This window comes from Paenibacillus sp. FSL M8-0142 (assembly GCF_038597315.1).
GTDB classification, from domain to species: Bacteria; Bacillota; Bacilli; order Paenibacillales; family Paenibacillaceae; genus Paenibacillus_AQ; species Paenibacillus_AQ lactis.
Genome location: NZ_CP152008.1, coordinates 1,429,190 through 1,449,526, shown reverse-complemented (window position 1 = coordinate 1,449,526; position 20,337 = coordinate 1,429,190). Strand labels below are relative to the sequence as shown.

The following is a 20,337-nucleotide window of genomic DNA, read 5'->3' as shown; positions in this document are numbered from 1 at the left end:
GTCAAACTCCTTTCAGCGACAGGATCGCGGCATTAAGTGCCGTTCCCGTCTGAGTGATTTGTTTTAAAGATTCCTGCAGCTTATCCACCGGCACGAACAGCTCCTTAATATGTGGATATTCTGTGTATAAGGGTTCGAGATACGCCGGATGCCCTCCGATAAACACTTGATTGGTCCGGATTCCGACACCGTTTTTGCGGATCGGAGGGCCAATGTAGATCAGCTGCTCCTGTACCGAAGGCGTCTTTGTTGCTTGGGCCTCGGTATCTTCCTCGGTCAATACAGGAGCGACGCGGCTCTGCTCTTCTTCCTTCGGATTCTTCTTAGTAGCCATGCTTCCATACCTCCTGTTCAATTGATGGTGCTTCCCAGGTCGTGGACATGTAGCCCATCCAATGGCCGACGACTTGCTCGTCGTTTAAGCCTCGAGTAATTGGTCGAGTTAACCGAGCCGGCCATCCATTATAAGTTTCTCGCAATAAAGAGATCCTGACGTGTTCCATGAGATGCAAAACATCCATGTAAGCATCGCGGACTTCTCCCTCGCATGCAAAAATGAAATCCATCTGGAGGGTCTGGAATCCCTCCTCGTTATCCTCAGCGTTGCTAAACGCAATGATGATGAAAGGGAATCGTTCATCCGGCTCGTCTGGAAAGGTCGTGTTCACCGGCTTGATATCAGTCTCCTGATCGTCGTATTCCGGCGTCGCCCTTGCCGGCAGGTCCACCTTATAGATGTTTGGCTGCAATTTACGAGGACCAAGAAGGATGTTCTTCGTGATCTCCTGCAGGTACTGCTGCAGCTTCTCCATTAATAATTCTGGGGTCACATTCTCAGCCTCCCTAGCGTCCGGTCCAGCTCATGCGGCAGCCGCTTGACCATTTCGTCAGCGAAAACCTGCTGCACATGCTCTCGTACCTCTTCGTTACCTACCATGGACGGCACCGCCGGCCCGCGAAGCTCTTGAATCGGGAGCCGCTTCTTTGTCGAACGCATAAAGACTCCCAAATGAGTCCCCGCTGTCGCGATAAACGCCCCAGGGATCGGCTTCTTAACACCGCTCCGGAAGACTGCAGCCTTTAACGACTTCGGCGCTCGCTTAAGTCTACGCCGCGGAGCAACGGTGAAATTTATTAAGGGGATGGTTTGGCCCTTCGAGGTCAGCGTAGCCTGCAGGCTGTTCCTGGATGCCTTCTGGATCCGGATGGTCTCGACGACCTCTTTCTGCTTAACCACGTACTTCTCGCGAACCTTGCGCCCCGTTTCCGTCTTTGAGCGCTGCGTGGCCCGGTTAAGGGCGGATAAGACTGCCTGACGGACAGCCTTATCCATTTGCTTCAGCGACCGATTGACCTGACGGAAATTGTCCTTTACATCAATGATTTCGCTCATGGCCGCTTACCATTCGCTTCGAGCACGATCTTCAAAACACCGGAATCATTGGAGACGCCCTTTACCCGGTACCGAATGAAGTCCAAATAAAAATTCTGGTCCACCCTTGGGGTGTAGGCCAGAACATTCGGATCGATATGGATAATGACATTATGCGCAGATACTCCATCGGCGCTCTGAATAGGGCGCCCGTCCAGGGTAAATTTCTCGATGATCATCTCAAGATCACGATCCCGCTGTCCAGACTTCTTCTCCTCATCGGTGAACGTCGTGACCGTGTGGATCTCGGCGAATTCATCCGAGTTCATGAACGTTTTCTGCACGTCTTTTACCAGTTGGTCGCGGAAATTCATAGTTCCGCCCCCTATTTGTCCGCTGTTTCTTTCTTCTTGTCTTTCTGCTCCTCTACAGCGTTAAGCTTTACCAGACGCTCAGCTTCTTCTTTTTTCAGACCCGAAATTTCTTCGCCAACAACGAATGAACGTCCGTTATGCCGGACTGTACCTTTAACTACAACGTATGCCATGAATATTATCCTCCTTTGATTACATTACTTTTGCGACTGCCCAGCCGTTTACGTCAACAGGGATTGGGAACGGGCGGGAAAGCAATTGCAGATAACGCGCAGCAGGTTCCTTACTCGTCCACGACTGTGGAGTGATCCGGGCTTTGACATACTGGAATGCGCCATTGTCTCCCATGATCAGGTTTGCACCATAGGAAAATTCGAACGGTTTTCCGTCTGGGAGCATCGCAAGGGTACCCGCTGGAATGAAGTCCGTTTCCACGCCGTTATCATTGGTATAGCTTGCAATCAAGCTATATACATGCAGGTCCACTTGCTGCAGGTATCCATGATAGGTAACCCCATCCGGTAGCATTTCCTGATTTAGGTTGCCTGCGGAAATCACGGCGTTGTTGTTGATCTTCGCGATCTCTTTCACTGTAGGGTGATTCATGATGGTGCGGCCCACTTCAAAGGTGGTCAAAATTTTACGAGGTGTCCGTCCGCTCTTCTGCATAACATCCCGCTTAATATCGCCGAGGATGCCCTGTACATCCGCATTAGGGTCAGAAAAGAGGTCCGTGCCGGACAATGTATAGATATTTTCAAAATCGTAGTCCAGTTCTTGGCTTACACCTTCACCCACCTGCGTTACTTTCCCCGTGAACATCAGACTCGATGCCATCTCGCCCATACGCTGAACAACCGAATCGTTAAGATCAATCAGGTCCTCAGTCAGTAGCTTTTGAGCACGTACATCCGGGTTATCTGGGTTGAACAGGCTCTCGCCGGCGCGGCGCACCTTGAGGTCAATGCTGGTAATGACCCGCATTGGTTTCACCAGTGCCGGCTTGTACTGCCTAGCGGTGAAGCCAGTACGGAGAATGACCTTACCTGGCATCAATTCATTCACATAAGGGGCCAGAGGCTTGTGGCCTTTCTTGGTTTGGATCTCAATTTCCTCGGTTTCGAAGACAGTCCCCTCAGAAAAGAATTGATCCAAAATATATGTGCTCGGCTTAGGCATAGCCTCCACCACGCGGAACAGGTACGGGAACGAATAAATATCTCTTGGCATGGGTGTGATCCTCCTTATTTAACCACTCGTTTTGTGATAATTCCGATCTTGCGCAGCGCAACTTCGTGAGTCGCGATCTTATCAGTTCCGCCGAATTTCAATGCATCTCGATTGAACTCGCCGTCGGTATAAGCCACCGCCCGGACATCTTTAGAAGTAGCGTCAATTTCAACATCGGCCAGGACAGCGTAAGGCTCTTCCGAACCGTCCGTCTTTGTGGAGTCCACAGGTGCGGTAACCGGTGTTCCCGCAAATAAATCCGATTCGGCTAACTGAGAAACTCTGCCCAGCACCGTTCCGCGGGTAATGACCCCGGATCCGGATTTTACAATGACGGCAATCGCCGTGGGCGGCTTGACGCCTCCCGCAAACAGGTCATCAAATTTTTGGCTCTCATAAGCTGGCATTAGAAACGACCTCCCTTTTTATTGATCAGCTCTGTGGCGTATTTGACCATATTTTCGATGGCGGCATCTTCTTCCGCTGCATCGTTTACATCAGAATTAGCTGGCTCTTTTGTCTTCACGGCAGCGACGTTGCTATTCTGGGCATCCTCCAAACGGTTCTCTCCTTCTTGCTTTACACGTTCGGCGGAAGCCTTAATGATCTTCATTGCCACATCACCAGCGGTCTCCCCGTTTGTGATGGCATCCTTGATGAATGGAGCTGCTCCTGGAGCATCGGCAAGATCGTTCAATGCAGCAATCCGACTGCGTTCTGCATTAATAGCAGAGGTCATTATTTCGTTGACCAGGTCAGGGTGCTTTTCTTGCAATTCTTTAAAATCCATTGGCTTGTTGCCCTCCTTATTAACAATAGTGTCGTCTGACTTTGAATCAGTAAGGATCGCGGAAATGTTTCCACGATTCTCTATGCTTAATTGTTCTTTCAACAGCTTGTTTTTCAGACGCCGAATCACTTCTGGCGTTAATCCAGATGGTGTTGCTGAATTAGTAACAAGCACTTTTCCTTCATCGAACAGAATTGAATCAGCGAAGCCATTTTTGACCGCTTCCTGAGCGTTCATCCAAGTTGTTTTATTCATGAGGTCAAGTAATTCTTCTCTGCTCTTTCCTGTCTTGAGAATATAAGCGTTTGTTATCCCTTCATCCGTGCTTTTCAGCAGATTGTAGCCGGATAAATGATCATTTTTATCTCCACGTGTGACTGAAGCAGCATTATGGATCATCATTTCACCGGTAGGGGAAATGTGAACCTCATCTGCTGCCATAACAAAAAATGACGCTGCACTCGCTGCAACGCCAGTAATTTTTGCTATTTTCTTTCCTGGATACTCTTTCAGAGATACATACATTTCGCCCCCGTCCCAAACCGATCCGCCAGGAGAATTAACGTATAGTTCTATATCCTCTCCCGCTGCTTCTTCGAGCTGCTGGTCCAAGATAGAAGGCGTTATATAGTCCATACCTAGCCAGTCATAAATCCAAGCGTCACCATTTCCGATAATATCGCCGTTAATCTTGATTTTCTTCGGCATTGTCTTCATCACCCCCTTCCCCGCCTGAGTCGTCTTCGTCCTGACTATGCTCCTGTTTCCCTACGTTATTCGTACCTGCTGCTGAAGTGAGACCCAGCTCGGCCAGCCTTGCTTTTTCATAAGCTCGCTGCTCGATGTTCTGTTCCCATGAACCACCAGTTAACTCCGCAGTCTCCCTTTCAGCCGTGGAGAAATTGTTTTCGATGCGAGTCACGGCGGCATCAACCTCCTTGGTCGGATCAAGCAGTCCTTGGCTCGGTCCGTGCCATTCTGCCCGTGTGTAAGCATGAAAAATAGCCGGGTCATCAAAGATGCCAGGCGCGTCAATTCTTCCTTTGGTTACTGCCTCCACAAACCATTCTTCATAGATCGGCTGACAGAACGACTTCGCCAGCCAGGATCTACGCATGCGATACATCTTCCAAGCTTCCAATAAGGCCCCACGGCTTGCGGAATAGGATGAGGTGAACTGCTTTGTTAGAATTTCAAACGGCAACTCAAGCGCGGCCGCAATCTGACGCAGCAGTGCGTTCACGAATCCAACATAATCCGGATTAGGTCGGGTTGGATTGGCAAATTCCACATCTTCCCCAGGATCGAGATAGACGATTGCTCCCCGCCCCATCTTGATGTTGTCTCCACCTGTACCGGGGATAGGTTCCTGATATTGGTTATCCGTCTCCGGTTCCTCCATACCGTACATGCTGTCTTCATCCTCTGCCGGAGACTTAACAAATACGGTATACATTGCCGCAATCACCGCAGCCATCAATTCCGCCTCGGTGTACTGGTCCAATTGCTTCAATGATTCAATGATTGGCGAGATCACCGGGATTCCGCGGCGCTGTCCTGGACGCTCAGCTTCAAACAAATGAATGACATTCAATCGTCCAGTTAACTCCCCATACTTCTCTACGCGAACCCAATCTTGCGGCGCAACAGACACATGATCGCTTCCAGGGTGCTGATTTGAGAAATGGTAAGCAACCACCATACCATCCTCATCTACTTCAACTCCCGATTGAATTCTTTCAGGGTTCTCCAGTGCTTTATCCGCCGGCGTATCGCATCGGTCTGCTTCAATCAAATTGATCCGCAGATCGTATACGGAATGCTTGCGCGGCAGCATGGGCAGGAGGGCGAAGACATCGCCACTCATGAGAACCGATAGAAAAGCAAGTGATTGGAGACCGTAAAAATCACTTAGGCCGGCTGCGTCACACTTCGTTGATTCCGACCACATCGCCCATTCACGATATATGCTATCTCTCAGCTTTTTTTCCTGCTCCTTTGATAGCCCTAGAAACGCGGAATCGAATGCGGGCTTTAGCCGCAGCCCTGTCCCAACAATGTTCGTGCGTAATCCTTTGTGAGCTGCTGCTACGATATCCGAGCCCATGTGTAAATCTCGGGCCCTTGCCCGCAAAGCATCAAGGTTCTGATGAATATCAGCATCGGCATCCCCGATTGACGACTGCCACATGACCATTGATTTTTTGGTCCGGCTTGCTCCGTGGCGTCCGTATCCCTTTCCATACCCCGTAAGGACGTTCTTTACTGCTTCGTGCCTTGCGGCTTCTGCCCGTGCGGCAGCACGTCGTTCCGCCCAAACTGGAGCCACGGCCCCTATCATCTTATCGAGCACGTTCATAGATCAAACGGGGTGATGCTCCGCACTTTTGTCCGTCTTCGTCCTGATTCCAATTCGTCGCAGATCCGTCCATAGTATTTCTTTCGTTCCTGTATGGTCGGCATGTCAACTCGCGTCAAGGTACGACCTGCAATACTGTAAGATTTACTCGTTGCCAAGGCAATCTCGGCATCATGCCATAGCCTATACATCGCGCGTGCTTCTTCCAGTGTCATTCTCGGCATTTCCCCTTTCACCTCCTTTCAAGTGGTTTAAATGCTGCTGGACACATTTCTTTTTTTCTTGCGTACCTTGCTAGGGGCTGCATTACCAATTACTACTCCACCGGGAGGCGGCAATTCAATAGCATCGAAATTCGGATTAAGCATTTCAATAGCAGCTCGATTGTACACAGCAAGGTCTAACGGCTCGTTTCGGGCTCGAGTCTTCTTCCAAACCGTGTACGGCAACCCCTCTTTGTACCGAGTGACCAATTGCTCTGCGGTCAGACCAAGGAAATAATCCTCATCGTAGGTAAAGGGATCCGGATTGTAAGGATCGGGCAACGGGAAATGGCAATATCCCGGCTGCCCCGGCTCAATGGACAACGAGGAAAATACCTTTGCCTTCCCTTCAGCAACCCCCAGACGAATAACCGTCGCTCTGTGAATATTGTTCTCGGTCGAGCCATTCAACAGAGGTGTATGGGTGCCATCCCCGCTATCTTCTCCTTTCAGAGCATACAGGCCGCGGCCCTGACGGGGTTTGCAGAACTTATACACCTCACGAGTAAAGTGACCGCCTGAGTCCATCAGAGCCCTTCTGATCCGGAATGATCTGCCTTCGGCGTCCTGCCAACTCCTTGTGAGAAATTCGTCCAAGTCGGCCCATATCTGCGGCAGATTCGGATCACCATGTATCACGTGATATTGAATTCTCCAACTTTCATAGTCCTTTCCCCAGCCAATAACGTCGATTTCAAACCGATTATCCTGGGTGTCTATGGCTGCAGTCAGGATTTTCACGCCTTCCGGAACACGAGCTCGGTACATTTCACGGCGATTCATGAGAACTTCATGCTCAAGTTTCTCGCCTTCTTCTTCCCAACTCACCGCCATCTCCGTATTAAAAAAAGTCTTTAGCGCTTCACGGCCCTTCCGATGCTTCTCCTTAAAGCTGTTCACAACGTCCTTCCAGGTGTAGTTGATCGTTGCGGCCAAGCTGTTCAGGTGAAATCCTCTGGTCGTGGCGTGTTCCTTTTGTGCAACCCAGCGCCCACGCTGCTCATAATCCTTCTTCCACTCCCATTCTTCATGAAGGGCCCCGCACGATTTACAGAAATGCCAAACCTCCGTACATTTCCGAAGATTTTCATCGTATTCGAATTTGATCTGTTCCCATTTGAAAGGCTGCAATTCATCGCAAGATGGGCAGGGAACACACCATTCCTCCTGCGTGCTGTCCTCGTACATCGTCTCGATGTTAGACTTTCCTTTGATTGTAGGAGTAGACACCCAAATGAGTTTTTTGTTATAAAACGTCTTTGTCCTTGCCGTTACGAGGGCGATCGGGTCACCTTCTTTTCCTGCTGAGAGAGCGAAACGGTCAATCTCATCTCCAACGACGACCCGGATCGGTTTCGAGGCAAGCGACGCAGGAGAATTTGTACCTGCGATGTTGATTCGCCCTCCAGGAAACGTCTTGTACAGGATGGTGTTTCGACTGTCACGGCTCTTATCCTTAACAACCAGTTTTGATAGCTGCGGCGAATCACGATACATCGGCGCCAGCCGATCATTTGAAAAATCCCGTGCCACCTGCAGATCTGGATGGACAACCATAATCGGCGACGGATCATGTCCAGTGAAATAACCGATGGCGTTAAGCTGGATATCCGTCTTCCCGAGCTGGGAAGCCCACATGAGAACCACTTTCTCGACGCTGCGATCGGCAATAGCATTCATCGGTTCCCGCTGATATGGTGCGCGTGATGTTCGCCATGGTCCGGGCTCCGCCGACGCTTCTGCTGATAGTATCCGATGCTCATCTGCCCAATCAGCCACACTGATCGGTTCGATCGGCGCGACCAGGTGAAGAGTATCCTTGAGGAGTTGATAAGTGCGTCGTTTTTGGTCATTCATGAGTCATCGCCCGCTAACGGATCATACCTGGCGAGCAGCCGCAACATTTCGTTCAACTGATCCTCAAGATATTGCCGAATTTCCTTCTCATCCGTCATATAGGTAAGCTTATTTGCGATCCGAGGAGGCAGGCCGGTCATCCGCTCCCGGAAATTCACAAGGAGTGTCCCCCACGCTTCTTGTACATCGGCGGTAGTATGGAGATTCCTTCTCTTCTCCTCCAGCTCCAACTGTGCGATTTCCTTTTTAATCCGTTCATGTTCAGCCTTCTCATCCCGGTAGCTTACCTTACCGTCTGATGTCTCCCCTTCAATATGCTTGATGTACGCCTGAACCGATTCCCCAAGCAGGAACTTCCCGCGCCCTACTTGTTCAAGAACGGAGTCGCGGGTCAACTGGCGTACCCATTGCGGTGACTTTCCTATGATCGCAGCAAGCTCAGATGTGAGGACTTCTTTTTTATGCAGTTGTTCGGATTTTGGTTTCGCCATTTGACCCGCCTCGCTTTCGTTTTATCTAGTAAATTGTTCGATGAGAATTTCCTGGACATTAATTCGAAGCGAAAATAAAAAATCGCCTCCTATTGGCCGACAGCCAAGGGAAAGCGACAGTGAATTTTGAAATTAAAATCTAGCCCTATTTCGGGGTCGTCCGCACCCGCACTCGATCCGAGACCCCAGAAGGACCCGTTCGCCGAAAATTTGGCCCCTTGCTGGCGTTTTTGGGGATGGTCTGGTGTATTTATACCCAGAAACGCTCTATGCCCCCTTAGAATCGCTGTAGTGACGCAATGTTAATAGTCTTGATGATTACGAGCTCTTATCTCCTCTATCAACTCATCACATTTGCTACGCATGACTTCTGCATAAGTTAGGAGTTCAGTTTCGTAGGCCATGAAATTTTCGTGAGTTCGAGCTTGCCTTGAATACTTCTCACTAATTGCAGACAATCCATCGATAGTCTGAGTGATCAATGAGAACAATCTCTTGTCTGCCTCGATCGCTTCTGGAAGGTATTCTTGTAGCTTATTGTTCATCCGCAGTACACATCGGAAAAGTTCGCCAAAGCGAAAATCCTCTGTTACAAAGTAATCCCACGCTAAGTTTAACTCCTGTCTCAAAATCGTTGCCAGAACGTAAGTCTTTCGGTCCTTCGAAGGCTTCTCGGCTTCTCGTTGATTACGGAGTTGCCAAACTGCAATACCATACGCACCGAGTACCCCAATAACTCCGCCTAAAAATCCGCCCATATCAAAATCCATAAATAACCCTCCAACGTGTTTTAATATCCTTAGCGGCCATATTCGACGTTAGGATACAAAAACCTTCAAGAGAATCATCCAACATCAAACCGCCTCGGAGCTGCACGCAGGAACGCAATGATATTCCCATTGTTGCTCTTCGGCAGCTTCTCGAAATGATCTTTGACCTCGGCTTCCCATTCTTCGATTGTAATCCCGTATGATTGGATCTCCTTGATCTGTTCATGGATCATTCGATATTGCTCTTCGGTTACCCTCATATGCTGTTTGTTCTTCTTTAACCTGAAGTATTTCAGATAGGTTTCAACGAATGAATTTCCATTGCTATTAAAAGCGATGTATTTATTTAATCTTTTATCATTCGTTTTTATATCATTAGTTAATAGCGTTGGATTTTCCACATCTGGAAAACCCGATTCTGGACGTAATGACGGGCTTTCGTAAATATCGAGTTCCCACGATAGGATTTTCCCTCGCTGATCCTTGACTGCATATCGGCGGACATACCCGAGCTTTTCGAGCTCTTTGAGGCCGGCCCGGATTGAGTCCTTGCCGTCGGTCGTGTGCTTGGTCATCTCGTCCAGGTAGAACTTGAACCCGTCCGGCTTGGAGAGCATGTAGGAGAGCAGGCCGCGGGCCTTGAAGCTTAAGCGGGCATCCTGCAGCATGCTGTTGTCGATCCGGGTGAATGGCGGGGCCCTCTTGCCTGATTTGTTTACTCGGTGTGTTGCCACCTCACTCCCCTCCACATTCGTCTCACACGGTAAACACAGACGTGTCGATTGCCGCCATCATTGCAAGGTGACCGGCTGCACTCGGATGGATTCCCAGGTTATCTGTAGTGAGCACCATGCCTTGCTTCCATATCCCACTGTTCCGAGAAGTCTCCACAGTGTCCGCGGTCTCAAAATAACCACTGAGAGGAGCTGGGGTGGTCCGGATCCAGTCATTTATGCGGACACGTACAGCCTCGTTGCTCCTAACACTTTGATTCTTCTCTGTCGCCCATCCATCCGTACTGTCGGTTACTGGAACCAACGTGCAGGCATAGACTTTCATTCCCCGAGATGCGAGCTCGTTGTAAATGTCCAGTAAATTGCTCTGTATCTCCTCAAAGCTCCTACCTTGGTTCACATCGTTGATCCCATGTTCAACCACGGCGTGCGTCATTCCATCCGTGACTCTTATACGGAATTTCCGCCGCATGCCTACGAAATGACGAGTGGCTTCTCCGGAAATGCACAGGGCTGAATAACCGAAGTTATTGTTCAGTGCCCGGACGAGGAATCCATAGTTGTCTCCGCCTATGCTCGGATTAATCGGGTTCTTGTCACCTGCGCCCCACATAATGCTGTCCCCAATGAGGGCAATAGATGGTTTGGGTTCTTTGGTCTTCCCATGAATAGCAAGCGGCGTGTACCCGTAGACACCGACCGCAGCGCTTTGGTAAACCCGCCATGTCACGCTGCCGTCTGTCAGCTCCTCTCCGTCTGTGGAGCTTGCCGGTTGAGTCGTTCCTGTCGTTCCAGCAACGATGCATTTAAGCATGTACTTCCAATCGGCAATTCTTCTCCAAGTCCCAACGGAAACAGCTTGATTAGCCGCCCAGAACGGAGTGGAGTTCCAATTCCAAACAAATTCCTTATCCATCGTTTTATCGCCCAAAACCCCAGACTCACCACTGACATCTCGCTGTAAAAACATGCCTCCGGGCCAAATACCGCTGGGTGCGGCGACGTACGTGTAAACGAAGAATTCCTCTCCCTTTACGAATTTTAGTCCCAGTGGGTCTGTTAACACTCGGCCACCAGGACCAATTGTCGCAAGTGACTCCCCTCTTATCGTTAAAGGGATTCTGACCCAGTCTGAACCGTCTTTCTTTTCCAGTACTGCCTTGACTTTGATGTCATTATCCGTCGCTTTATCGTCTGCACCATGGAAGTTTCCGTACATAAGCTGGAGGTCCGTGAAGTCATACGCAGCCACATGTCTGGATTTATAGGTTGAGTCCGGCTTGATTCCCATTCCACCATTGTCATTCGATCTGTGATATACCGTGGCCCTCGTTGCTACCGCCGAACAACTATATCTCTTATCCGAGTTCCTTTTGTGAATGTCGGCAGCTAGACTAAAGGCAGCTTTCCCTAGATCCACCTACGTCACCGCCTTCCCTTTCACAGTGACGTTCCCGCCGGAGACCGCCCCGATCCGGGCCCTGAAGGAATACCCCGCCGGCACAACGACTTGCCAGCTCTCCGGCGCTGAATTATTTCCACCAGAAGTCTGCTGCCCGAACTTGGTTGGATCGGTTACGCTGAAAGCCGTGACAGGCATATATTGACCGCTCGGCCCGGCCAGCTCGAACATGACCGTCCGGCTCGTGCTTGTGCCGGTGATTTCAAAGGTGAGCGTGTAATTTCCGTCATTCGGTGAGAAAGGCGTTCCGTTGCCGGCAGCTGATGCGGCGTTCTGGAGTGTAACATCTAAGGCACTCGCCTTTATCTTTACTTTCTGGGCTCCGTCCGTCGGATCGTAGCTGTCTGCCGGGTTGATCACTTGGCCGGAGCTGTTGTATTGTTTGTTCGGTACCGGGGTATCAAAATATGAACTGCTCATTATATTCTTCACTCCTTCATCGTTTATTTGTGCTTTCCCAGCGGCCAGCGACTGGTATGCGATGCTCTCCTGGCTCCCGGCCATCCCCAGCCTCTTCTTGATCTTAGGCAGAAGGTGAACGGGGATGAGAAGTCTTTGCACCGGTCCAACCTCCTGCAGCAGCCTATACACACTCTCTGGAATACCATTGTAAAAAACCTGATGCTGAATGAGTCCTTTGTAAGTCGGACCGATGTATATGGATTGATTTCTGATCACTCGATTCACCTCCTTCCTGCGTTTTTTATGTAAAAGAAAAAGCACCCTGGGTGGGTGCTTAGAGCTTGATCCATTCTCTGATTTCCTTTGCTACTGAGTATGCTTTATTCCATGTAGAGTTTTCTTTGATGTATGCTATTCCTTCAGGGGTAAGTGATGCTGTTGTATAAACATAAGCGCGATCATCAGCGAACAGAACGTTCTTTGCCAAGTTATTGCTTACAACATACCTAAATGCATCTGAGAACTCTTCTACGGAAACACCAAACGTTTCTTCATCGTACGCTTGGTTCCCCTTCTCAATCTCCTTCAAAATTGCAAACGCTAATTTTTCAATATTCATTGATATTTCACCTCCCTCGACATTAGACTTCGACAAACATGGAGGAAATACCTACCAGTACGTCGAAAGTTGTAGTTCGAATGGAGGTGAATGACATGCCAGATAAAAAACCACCCGTCCACACCGTGCCTAATCCGGATGGTGGATGGAACAATAAGCAAGGTGGAAAAATAGTGAGTCGAGCTGACACAAAGGCGGAAGCCCAAAAAAAAGGAAGAGAAAAAGCTAAGAAAGATGGTACCGAGCATAGAATTCATAACAAAGACGGAAAGATAGCCAACTCTAATAGCTACGGGAATGACCCGAATCCACCAAAAGATAAGAAATAAACCTCATGGCACCCTAAAGGGTGCTCTTTTTATATTACAAACTCAACGAACGCCGGCGACCGCAGCAAGCCTTTCTTGGTCCAGTTCCGGGTTTTTACCCTCGCCCGGATCCGCGGCTCCAGGTGGACGAAATTCTTATCCTCACCCGTTACAAGCTGCTGGCTCACTCCATAAAACGCTCGCTTGGCTTTCGGCGGCACGCCCAGCTCGACAATACCAGTCGGCCGCAGCCGGCCGGACTCCGTCACCACGGAAGTAAGCCATCCGAATTCGTCTTTCCGGTAGCCGGTGATAAACACCTCGGCATATGTCCAATTGATGACCTTCTTCCAGGCCGGGGAGCGGCGGCTCTCATAGATGCTGTTCATCTTCTTGCCGACCATTCCCTCAAGCTCCAAAGCCTCCATCTGCTCGAACAATGCCTCGCCTGCGCCTTCCACAAACGGCACAATACCGAAATGCGGGTTCGGCATGAGAATACTGCTCAGGATTTCCTTACGCCGCATCAGGGGCAATTTACGCAGGTCCTGCCCCTTGTATCTCAGGATGTCGAACACGACATACGTCACGGGAGATATACCCATGAGTTGCCGGATACGATGCTCCTTCTTGGCCTGGAATCGAGTCATGACGTTCTCAAAGTCCACCATTCCCGTCTCAGGATCGGTGCAAGCGACTTCTCCATCCAGGAGGATGTCATCATCAAACGGCGTCAGAAGCTCAGGATACTGACGTGTGCAGTCCGTCTCGTGCCGGGTATACAAACGGATCTGGCCGCCCTCCTGCGAGAACAGGAGTCTGTGCCCGTCGATCTTGGGCTCAAATATATAATCATCGTGGCTGAATGGGCCATTTGCTGTTTCTAATAACATTGGGCTAATAAACATAGCAACACCTCTCAATCGATTATACCGTTTGGTATGTTCTATGAGAGGCGGTAAGTATTGTTAACTTACTTTTAAAAATTCCGAGATTTTTTTCATCCATAGCTCGGAATGGATACTTGGCACATAAGAATTCTGATTTTTGATTAGCATCATTAATCGGATAGTAGTACTGTTACTTCCTTTCCATAATGAGTAATAAAAAATCACCATAATTTCGACCGGGGCTAACTGACTCGATAAAATTTCATAATATTTAGTTTTATCATTGTCATTCAAATATGAATCGTCAATAAATTTCACTATTCCCGATAAATTATTAAAATATTGAGCTAATATACTTTCATTTTCTTCAAAGACGTAACCCATATAAACTGCTAATTTTTCTGGTACAGCATCTTTCAGATTGTTGTAAATAAACTTAAAGAGTTCCCGTCCAACAAAACGACTACTAGATTGGTTAACAGAGACGCTGTCCACCAATTGATGATGTAGCGAGACCAGACTAAAGAAGGTACTCTCAAACCTTTGACTATTCATTGCCTCTACCTGATTTGCTAACTCCTGATTTGTTCTTTCCACTTCTTGCCTTTGTAGTTTCAATTCCTGTCGTTGAAGCTTAAGCTCGACCTTTTGTTGAAAAATAGTGTAGATAATCCCCCCAAAAGCTAAGCCTGAAAACAGAGTATTAATGGCACCGAACATGTCACCGAATTCTCCTCTGTTAGGCAAAAAAAACAAAACAAGACCACTTAATGCCCAAAGTGAAACTATGGACAAAAACACTCTTGTGAGTTTAAGTTCCTCTGAACGCTCGTCGTAATAGTAAGACCTAATTCTGCTCAAGAACCATTCCCCCTTAACGAAATAGTTCTTCCCTAGTGTTGGAAACTCCTTCTTGATGTGTATAGGAAACCGGAAGGGATATTTGCACCACTCCCATTATAAAAAGGCCGGCCCCATGGCCGACCCGATCACCAGAGCGTTCACGCCCCTGTGGTGTCCTCTTCTCGATTTCCTATGATACCAATATATCACGTTAAAAACCTAATGACTTCGCCGCGACTTCGTATTTTTTACTAACTTTTTACTTTTCTTTTACTGCCATCTTTCGGTGATTCATTTTGCGCAACGCTTTTGGTTTGGTTATAATCAACTTTGAACTGATAAAACCAAAAGAAATGGGGCACTCGCTATATGGCTTTACGAGCTAAGGATTTATTGGATCTCGGAATAGAGAACATAATTAATTATCTCCGTAGATCACGAGCCGATGAAGAAATGGAACGGCGTACCGGAGAGGATGTACTTCAAGCGCAAAAGGAACTAATGGATCGTGTTCTCGAGCCGCTTGGCATTCCGTATGATCAACGGCCTGAAGTTGGATCTGGGGATAAGATTTCCACACGCCCTGTCTTCCAAGGGGTTATTAGGGATCTGCAGGCCGGCAAATACCAAGCAGTTGCAGTTAAAGAGATTTCCCGTTTAGGGCGGGGATCGTATACAGACATGGGCGTCATATATGACCTTATAACCGAAAAGAGAATCTTCATCATTACTCCATATAAGATTTTCGACCCCAATAACCCAGCTGACCTGAGACAAATCCGATTCGAATTATTCATGTCCCGGGAAGAATTCGAGACAACTCGGGAACGTTTAATGGGCGGTCGGGTTAACCGGGCGATGGAAGGTAAATGGGTTGCCGGGGAAGCTCCGTTTGGTTATGACTACAATCCTGATACAAAGAAACTTGAAATCAACGAGGGTCAAGCAGAACAAATTCGGGCAATTTTCGATTTTTACGTTAATGGGGTTCCTGATGGGGAGAACGGAAAGAGAAGAGATGTCAGCTTCCGAGCCCTTGCGACCTATTTATCTCGTCATACAGTTATCCGGACACCAAAAGGAAAAAAGAACTGGCATCCAAACTATTTAAGAGGAATCCTTCAAAATGAGAGATTCATCGGCATACTGAAGTTCCGTACCACTAAACGGGTTAACGGAAAGGTTGAGGAACGACCAGAAGACGAGCACATTATTGTACATGATGCTATGCCGCGAATCATCGATCAGGAGACATGGGAGAAAGCACAGGCCAAAATTAACGACAGTGCTCATAAGCCGCGGACAAGAATGGATTTTACTCCGTGTGAATTAGCTGGCTTATGCGTTTGCTATAAGTGCGGCGGGAGAATGATCCGACAGTACAGCGTTCAGAATTATAAAAAACAGTCAGGGGAAGTCACGCAGTACCACAAGGAGTTCTTATGGTGCTCACGTCCTGGATGCACTTTTGTGAAATATCGCTCGGTTGAAGAGGATTTGTTGAATGTAATTCGTTATTTCAGCGATCTTTCAGCAGAAAAGATGCATAATGAACTACTGGCCGTGTTGGAGAAAGATGATTCACAATCGCTTCCAATCAATGATATCGAAGGATATGTTGAATCACGCATGAAGGAACTCAAAGCTCGTATGAACTTTATTTATGAAAAATACGAATCTGGCCGATATTCAGATGAAATGTTTGACGAGCGGAAAGCTGAGATTGACAAGGGGTATAAGGAACTAGCCGAGCTAGTTGAGCAGCATAAAAAGCAAAGCAGCCAAGCCACTGGATCTGCTATCGATGTTGACGTTGTAAAACAAAACTTAAACACCGTATTGGAAGCATACAAGAATGCGGAGGATAAGTCGGATCGGAATCAAATACTTCGTGCAGTATTTGATCGTGTAGTCGTAGAATTGGTGGAGAGTGGTCGTGGAAGGATTCCAGCGAAATACAATCTGTATCCTGTCTTCAAACGGGGATTGACTAACCATGGTTTTTTGGTACAATGATGTCACTAACTATTCATCGGCGCTAATCAGCGCAAAGCGTCCGGCCTTGAAGTTCCCCTCCTGCGTCAGGGACAGCAAATTCCACAGAAACTTCTCATCGCATTTGAGCATTTCCTGAAATTCCATCAGCCCCCGGTTGGCCTTATTGAGCTCCCCGTCGAACCGGTATGCCCGCGGATCCGACTCGGAGCCGTATTCCGTGATGGTAGAAAAATCAATGCTGCCGGTCAGGTCGGCAATGTCCTGCGATTTCGGGTCGGAAGGGCTGAATGTCCCGATCCCCACCCGGCCTTCTTCCGAGATGAGCACCCGTTCAACCTTCACGCTCTCAATATCGCCGCCGTATTCGGTCTTCAGCCGCAGCTGGCAGGCCGGGCACAGATTCCCCTCGATGCGGACGCCAAGCTCCTTCTCGATCTCCGGCCGCAGCTCCAGCGGGATCAAATGAAGAGGCTCCTCCTGCATCGGGCAGCCTGAAATGGCGTACACCGCACCGCTGTCGGTTCGGGAGTACTTCTCCAGCCCCCGCTTGAGCATCGTAACGATCGTGGATTTTCCTCCGCTGACCGGCCCCATCAGCAGCAGGATCCGCTTGCGGACATCGAGCCGCCGGGCTGCGGAGTGGAAGTATTCCTCGACCAGCTTCTCAATCGCCCGGTCCAGTCCAAAGATCTCCTGCTCGAAAAACTTATATTTTTTCCGGCCGCCGCTCTCCTCGATCCCGTAGGATTCGATCATGTCATACACACGGGCGTGAGCCGTCATGGCTGGAGAGGGATCCTTCTTTAATAATTCAATATATTCCCTGAATGTGCCGCTCCACGCCAAACGGTCGCTCTCTGCCCTATATGATGCTATGCGTTCGAAAATATCCATTTTCGCTACCTCCTATGAGTCTGTTTATGGGGATTGGCTTCCATTCCACAGCGTCATTTGAAACAATCGATTTCGAAAAAGTGTACTACATACCTATGCGCCATGCCCGGAATAGTTGACCTTATTTTCGAAGTCAAGCCGGAGCTTTTTTGCTGAGCGCCGCTCGTCTTATCCCAATCGGGAACGCCACGATGCGGTCCTCATGCTATACTGATTTTACATGAACGTAACATTCGAGCAGATGCAATAATCAAGGAGGGCAATCATGGCGATCAAGCATGAAGCCGAGCTGTACGCTCCATTGAAGGCTTTTTTTGAAATAAATGGGTATGAAGTCAAGGGGGAGGTTCGGAATTGCGACCTGGTCGGAATGAAGGAGGGAGCGGACGAGCCCCTGATCGTGGAGATGAAAAAAACATTCAATCTGGCGCTGCTTCTCCAAGGATTGGAGCGGCTGAAGCTGACGCCCTATGTGTACCTCGCCGTAGAGAAGAGCCGGGCCAAGAAAGGGGCCGTCAATCAGCGCTGGTCCGAGCTGACCGGATTATGCGGACGGCTCGGCCTCGGGCTCATTACGGTCACCTTCTACAAGACGAAGGCCCCGTTTGTGGAGGTGCTCTGCGAGCCGGAGATCGCCGTCACCCGGGGACGAACGGCGATCAGGCGCAAGGAGCGGCTGCTGAACGAATTCAGGGAACGCAGCGGCGACTACAACACGGGCGGCGTCACCCGGGCCAAGCTGGTAACGGCTTATCGCGAGAAGACGCTCCGCGTCGCCGCTGCCCTATGCAGCGCGGAGAATGAGCAGCGGGAAACGCTGCGGCAGAGCGGCGAGGCGTCTGCCGCAGCCGAGGCCAATCCTGACGCTCCCCTGCCGGGAATATCGCCCGCAGCTGTGCGTGACCGGAGCGGCGTTGGCTCGGCTGCAGCCATCCTGCAGCGCAATTACTACGGCTGGTTCCGGCGGGTCGGGCGGGGACGATATCTCCTTACCCCGGCCGGTCTCCAAGCCCTCGCGGATTATGCCAACGTGCTCGAATCCGCTAGTATGACGGGACTTAATGGCTTGTCATCCGAGCGTCTACGTTGATCATCGTGCAGCAGTCATCATTATACCGTGCGCCGAGAGGCTCGCGTTACCAATTTGAGTAGAACAGATGATTCCAATGGATCAAGGCTGGTCCGCAGAGTCAAGCCATATAAAGATAAAACTGGCGTTTTGGGAACCCAAAAAAGCTGCCGCTCCAACCAAACGCTGGTTGAATCGGCAGCCTGTGTTCATCGTGTATCTTACTGTAGATATAACTCGTGGCTGTAGCAACTTGTAGCTGTCTTTGTATCTTAACCCCGCTTAATTCCGCTGTTCATACTGGATCCCAGCAAGCTTATATCCGCTGTGCACACTGGATTCTGAGCACGCTACGGTTAATTCCGCGCGGTAAATTCCATGACGGCTTCACTGATCAGGTTCATGCCCAGCAGCAGCTCATCGCGGCCGGGGTGGGTAAAGTTCAGCCGGATGCATTCGGCATTCTCCCCTCCTGCCGAGCACATCGATCCCGGGAGGAAAGCTGCCCCCTTCATTAATGCAGCCCGCAGAAGGGCATCGCCATTCAAGCCGGGAGGGAGCTCCACCCACAGAAACATGCCGCCGGGAGGGACCTCGTATTTAGCATCCTTCCAGGCGCTCCGCTTCAGCAGCTCCACCATGAGCTTAAGCCTCGTGGCGTACTCTCTGTTCAGCATCTCGATATGGTCCTCGAGCTTAAAGTGATTCGATTCCAGCAGATGATGGAGCATCCGCTGATTCAGCATGCTGGATTGCCAATCCGCCATCTGCTTCACCGCCGTCATCATCTCAATGACCTGTGGGCTGCCTGCCGCCCAGCCCGTGCGGAGCGCCGGAGCTACCGTTTTGCTGAACGAGCCGACATAAAGCACATGCGCTCCCTGCTTCTCCTCCAGAGAAAACAGGGATGGAAGCCGGTGCTCCCGCTGCTTCCGATCCGGCCCGCCGGCTGCTCCGAAATACAAATCCCCGTACGAATCATCCTCTACGATGAGAAGCCCGTGCTGCACGCACAGCTCCAGCACCTGTGCTCGCCGTTCCAGGCTCCACATGACGCCTGTCGGATTCGTGAAATTCGGTGCTGCCATGAGCAGCTTTGGCCTGTGCTTGCGAATCAGCGGCGCCAGCCGGTCCGGGAGCATGCCGCTGCTATCTCCCGGAACCGGCACGATTTCAGCCCCTTGGAGGCGGAGCACCTGCAGCAGACCGGGTGACGTCGGATTCTCCACGAGAACCGCGTCGCCCGGCTCGACGTACACCCTGACCAGCAAATCAATGGCCTGCTGTGTACCCGTCGTCAGCAGTATATTCCCGGGCTGGACACTCAGTCCTTTGCGCTTGGCAAGATCCCGGCTCAGCCACTCACGCAGCGGGCGATAGCCTTCCGCTTCCCCGTACTGCAAGGCTTCCGGATCGGCGGTTAGTACAGAGGTAGCGGCCTCGGCCAGCGAATGCATAGGGAATAATTCCTCAGCCGGCAGCTCCTCTGCCAAGGAAATAAAAGAATCCCGCTTCGCAAGCTCACGGATATTGCGCAGCGGGGATGACAACAGGGTCTGTGCACGGGAAGCAAAGGAATACTGCATGGAAATCCCTCCTCTAACCGTTTATG

23 protein-coding genes and 1 pseudogene are annotated in these 20,337 nt (G+C 49.9%); 3 read left to right on the top strand and 21 right to left on the bottom strand.

From position 1 onward, the window contains the following. Position 1 precedes the first annotated feature (1 nt). The 17 genes from NSQ46_RS06820 to NSQ46_RS06740 form a co-directional block, all read right to left on the bottom strand. Positions 2-334 carry a hypothetical protein gene (locus NSQ46_RS06820; RefSeq protein ID WP_342576524.1) on the bottom strand — a complete coding sequence of 111 codons (333 nt, stop codon included), beginning with the start codon at positions 332-334 and terminating at the stop codon, positions 2-4. After that, positions 324-830: a hypothetical protein gene (locus tag NSQ46_RS06815; protein WP_342576523.1), complete on the bottom strand. Its 507-nt coding sequence runs from the start codon at positions 828-830 to the stop codon at positions 324-326. The genes NSQ46_RS06820 and NSQ46_RS06815 overlap by 11 nt, the downstream gene beginning before the upstream one ends. After that, positions 827-1,393: a phage tail protein gene (locus NSQ46_RS06810; protein ID WP_342576522.1), complete on the bottom strand. Its 567-nt coding sequence runs from the start codon at positions 1,391-1,393 to the stop codon at positions 827-829. The genes NSQ46_RS06815 and NSQ46_RS06810 overlap by 4 nt, the downstream gene beginning before the upstream one ends. After that, a complete protein-coding gene (locus NSQ46_RS06805) occupies positions 1,390-1,746 on the bottom strand; it encodes a hypothetical protein (protein WP_342576521.1) in 357 nt (118 codons plus the stop codon). Before NSQ46_RS06805 ends, NSQ46_RS06810 begins: the two co-directional genes overlap by 4 nt. Positions 1,747-1,757: 11 nt before the next feature. Next, positions 1,758-1,919, bottom strand: coding sequence for a hypothetical protein (locus NSQ46_RS06800; RefSeq protein ID WP_342576520.1), 162 nt, complete (start codon positions 1,917-1,919; stop codon positions 1,758-1,760). A 19-nt stretch (positions 1,920-1,938) separates the two neighbouring features. Beyond that, complete coding sequence (locus NSQ46_RS06795; RefSeq protein WP_342576519.1) at positions 1,939-2,976, bottom strand: major capsid protein; 1,038 nt, start codon at positions 2,974-2,976, stop codon at positions 1,939-1,941. A 14-nt stretch (positions 2,977-2,990) separates the two neighbouring features. After that, positions 2,991-3,383, bottom strand: coding sequence for a head decoration protein (locus NSQ46_RS06790; RefSeq protein WP_342576518.1), 393 nt, complete (start codon positions 3,381-3,383; stop codon positions 2,991-2,993). Then, entirely contained in the window at positions 3,383-4,474 is a 1,092-nt protein-coding gene (locus NSQ46_RS06785) for a head maturation protease, ClpP-related (RefSeq protein ID WP_342576517.1), read from the bottom strand. Before NSQ46_RS06785 ends, NSQ46_RS06790 begins: the two co-directional genes overlap by 1 nt. Continuing rightward, entirely contained in the window at positions 4,452-5,963 is a 1,512-nt protein-coding gene (locus NSQ46_RS06780; RefSeq protein ID WP_342576516.1) for a phage portal protein, read from the bottom strand. The genes NSQ46_RS06785 and NSQ46_RS06780 overlap by 23 nt, the downstream gene beginning before the upstream one ends. A 158-nt stretch (positions 5,964-6,121) precedes the next feature. Further along, positions 6,122-6,349 carry a DUF6148 family protein gene (locus NSQ46_RS06775; protein ID WP_342576515.1) on the bottom strand — a complete coding sequence of 76 codons (228 nt, stop codon included), beginning with the start codon at positions 6,347-6,349 and terminating at the stop codon, positions 6,122-6,124. 27 nt (positions 6,350-6,376) lie between these two features. Beyond that, complete coding sequence (locus tag NSQ46_RS06770; protein ID WP_342576514.1) at positions 6,377-8,245, bottom strand: phage terminase large subunit family protein; 1,869 nt, start codon at positions 8,243-8,245, stop codon at positions 6,377-6,379. After that, positions 8,242-8,736, bottom strand: coding sequence for a hypothetical protein (locus tag NSQ46_RS06765; protein ID WP_342576513.1), 495 nt, complete (start codon positions 8,734-8,736; stop codon positions 8,242-8,244). Before NSQ46_RS06765 ends, NSQ46_RS06770 begins: the two co-directional genes overlap by 4 nt. Before the next feature lie 302 nt (positions 8,737-9,038). Next, complete coding sequence (locus tag NSQ46_RS06760) at positions 9,039-9,506, bottom strand: hypothetical protein (RefSeq protein WP_342576512.1); 468 nt, start codon at positions 9,504-9,506, stop codon at positions 9,039-9,041. A gap of 74 nt (positions 9,507-9,580) precedes the next feature. Further along, positions 9,581-10,240, bottom strand: a complete 660-nt coding sequence (locus NSQ46_RS06755) for a replication protein (RefSeq protein WP_342576511.1) — start codon at positions 10,238-10,240, stop codon at positions 9,581-9,583. 22 nt (positions 10,241-10,262) lie between these two features. Beyond that, positions 10,263-11,660, bottom strand: coding sequence for an SGNH/GDSL hydrolase family protein (locus NSQ46_RS06750; protein WP_342576510.1), 1,398 nt, complete (start codon positions 11,658-11,660; stop codon positions 10,263-10,265). Further along, complete coding sequence (locus NSQ46_RS06745; protein WP_342576509.1) at positions 11,661-12,380, bottom strand: hypothetical protein; 720 nt, start codon at positions 12,378-12,380, stop codon at positions 11,661-11,663. It abuts the gene before it with no gap. A gap of 58 nt (positions 12,381-12,438) precedes the next feature. Next, positions 12,439-12,723 carry a YjcQ family protein gene (locus NSQ46_RS06740; protein WP_342576508.1) on the bottom strand — a complete coding sequence of 95 codons (285 nt, stop codon included), beginning with the start codon at positions 12,721-12,723 and terminating at the stop codon, positions 12,439-12,441. Positions 12,724-12,818: 95 nt separating this feature from the next. On the opposite strand from NSQ46_RS06740, the gene NSQ46_RS06735 reads away from it, so the two are divergent. After that, positions 12,819-13,052 carry a DUF2188 domain-containing protein gene (locus NSQ46_RS06735; protein WP_342576507.1) on the top strand — a complete coding sequence of 78 codons (234 nt, stop codon included), beginning with the start codon at positions 12,819-12,821 and terminating at the stop codon, positions 13,050-13,052. Between the two features lie 29 nt (positions 13,053-13,081). Here NSQ46_RS06735 and NSQ46_RS06730 read toward each other — a convergent pair whose 3' ends face one another. Together NSQ46_RS06730 and NSQ46_RS06725 are read right to left on the bottom strand one after the other, a co-directional pair. Beyond that, complete coding sequence (locus NSQ46_RS06730; protein ID WP_342576506.1) at positions 13,082-13,939, bottom strand: ATP-dependent DNA ligase; 858 nt, start codon at positions 13,937-13,939, stop codon at positions 13,082-13,084. Positions 13,940-13,999: 60 nt separating this feature from the next. Then, positions 14,000-14,782 (bottom strand): putative phage abortive infection protein, encoded by a 783-nt coding sequence (locus tag NSQ46_RS06725; protein ID WP_342576505.1) that lies wholly within the window; start codon positions 14,780-14,782, stop codon positions 14,000-14,002. Positions 14,783-15,133: 351 nt separating this feature from the next. Between NSQ46_RS06725 and NSQ46_RS06720 the strand changes: the two genes are divergently transcribed. Beyond that, entirely contained in the window at positions 15,134-16,780 is a 1,647-nt protein-coding gene (locus NSQ46_RS06720) for a recombinase family protein (protein WP_341035088.1), read from the top strand. Between the two features lie 12 nt (positions 16,781-16,792). Here the strand turns inward: NSQ46_RS06720 and NSQ46_RS06715 are convergent. Next, positions 16,793-17,656: pseudogene (locus tag NSQ46_RS06715) on the bottom strand (protein prkA); the annotation flags it as partial. Between the two features lie 265 nt (positions 17,657-17,921). On the opposite strand from NSQ46_RS06715, the gene NSQ46_RS06710 reads away from it, so the two are divergent. Continuing rightward, positions 17,922-18,746 (top strand): DUF2161 family putative PD-(D/E)XK-type phosphodiesterase, encoded by an 825-nt coding sequence (locus tag NSQ46_RS06710; protein WP_342576504.1) that lies wholly within the window; start codon positions 17,922-17,924, stop codon positions 18,744-18,746. Positions 18,747-19,081: 335 nt separating this feature from the next. Here NSQ46_RS06710 and NSQ46_RS06705 read toward each other — a convergent pair whose 3' ends face one another. Further along, entirely contained in the window at positions 19,082-20,311 is a 1,230-nt protein-coding gene (locus NSQ46_RS06705) for a PLP-dependent aminotransferase family protein (protein ID WP_007127308.1), read from the bottom strand. Positions 20,312-20,337 lie beyond the last annotated feature (26 nt).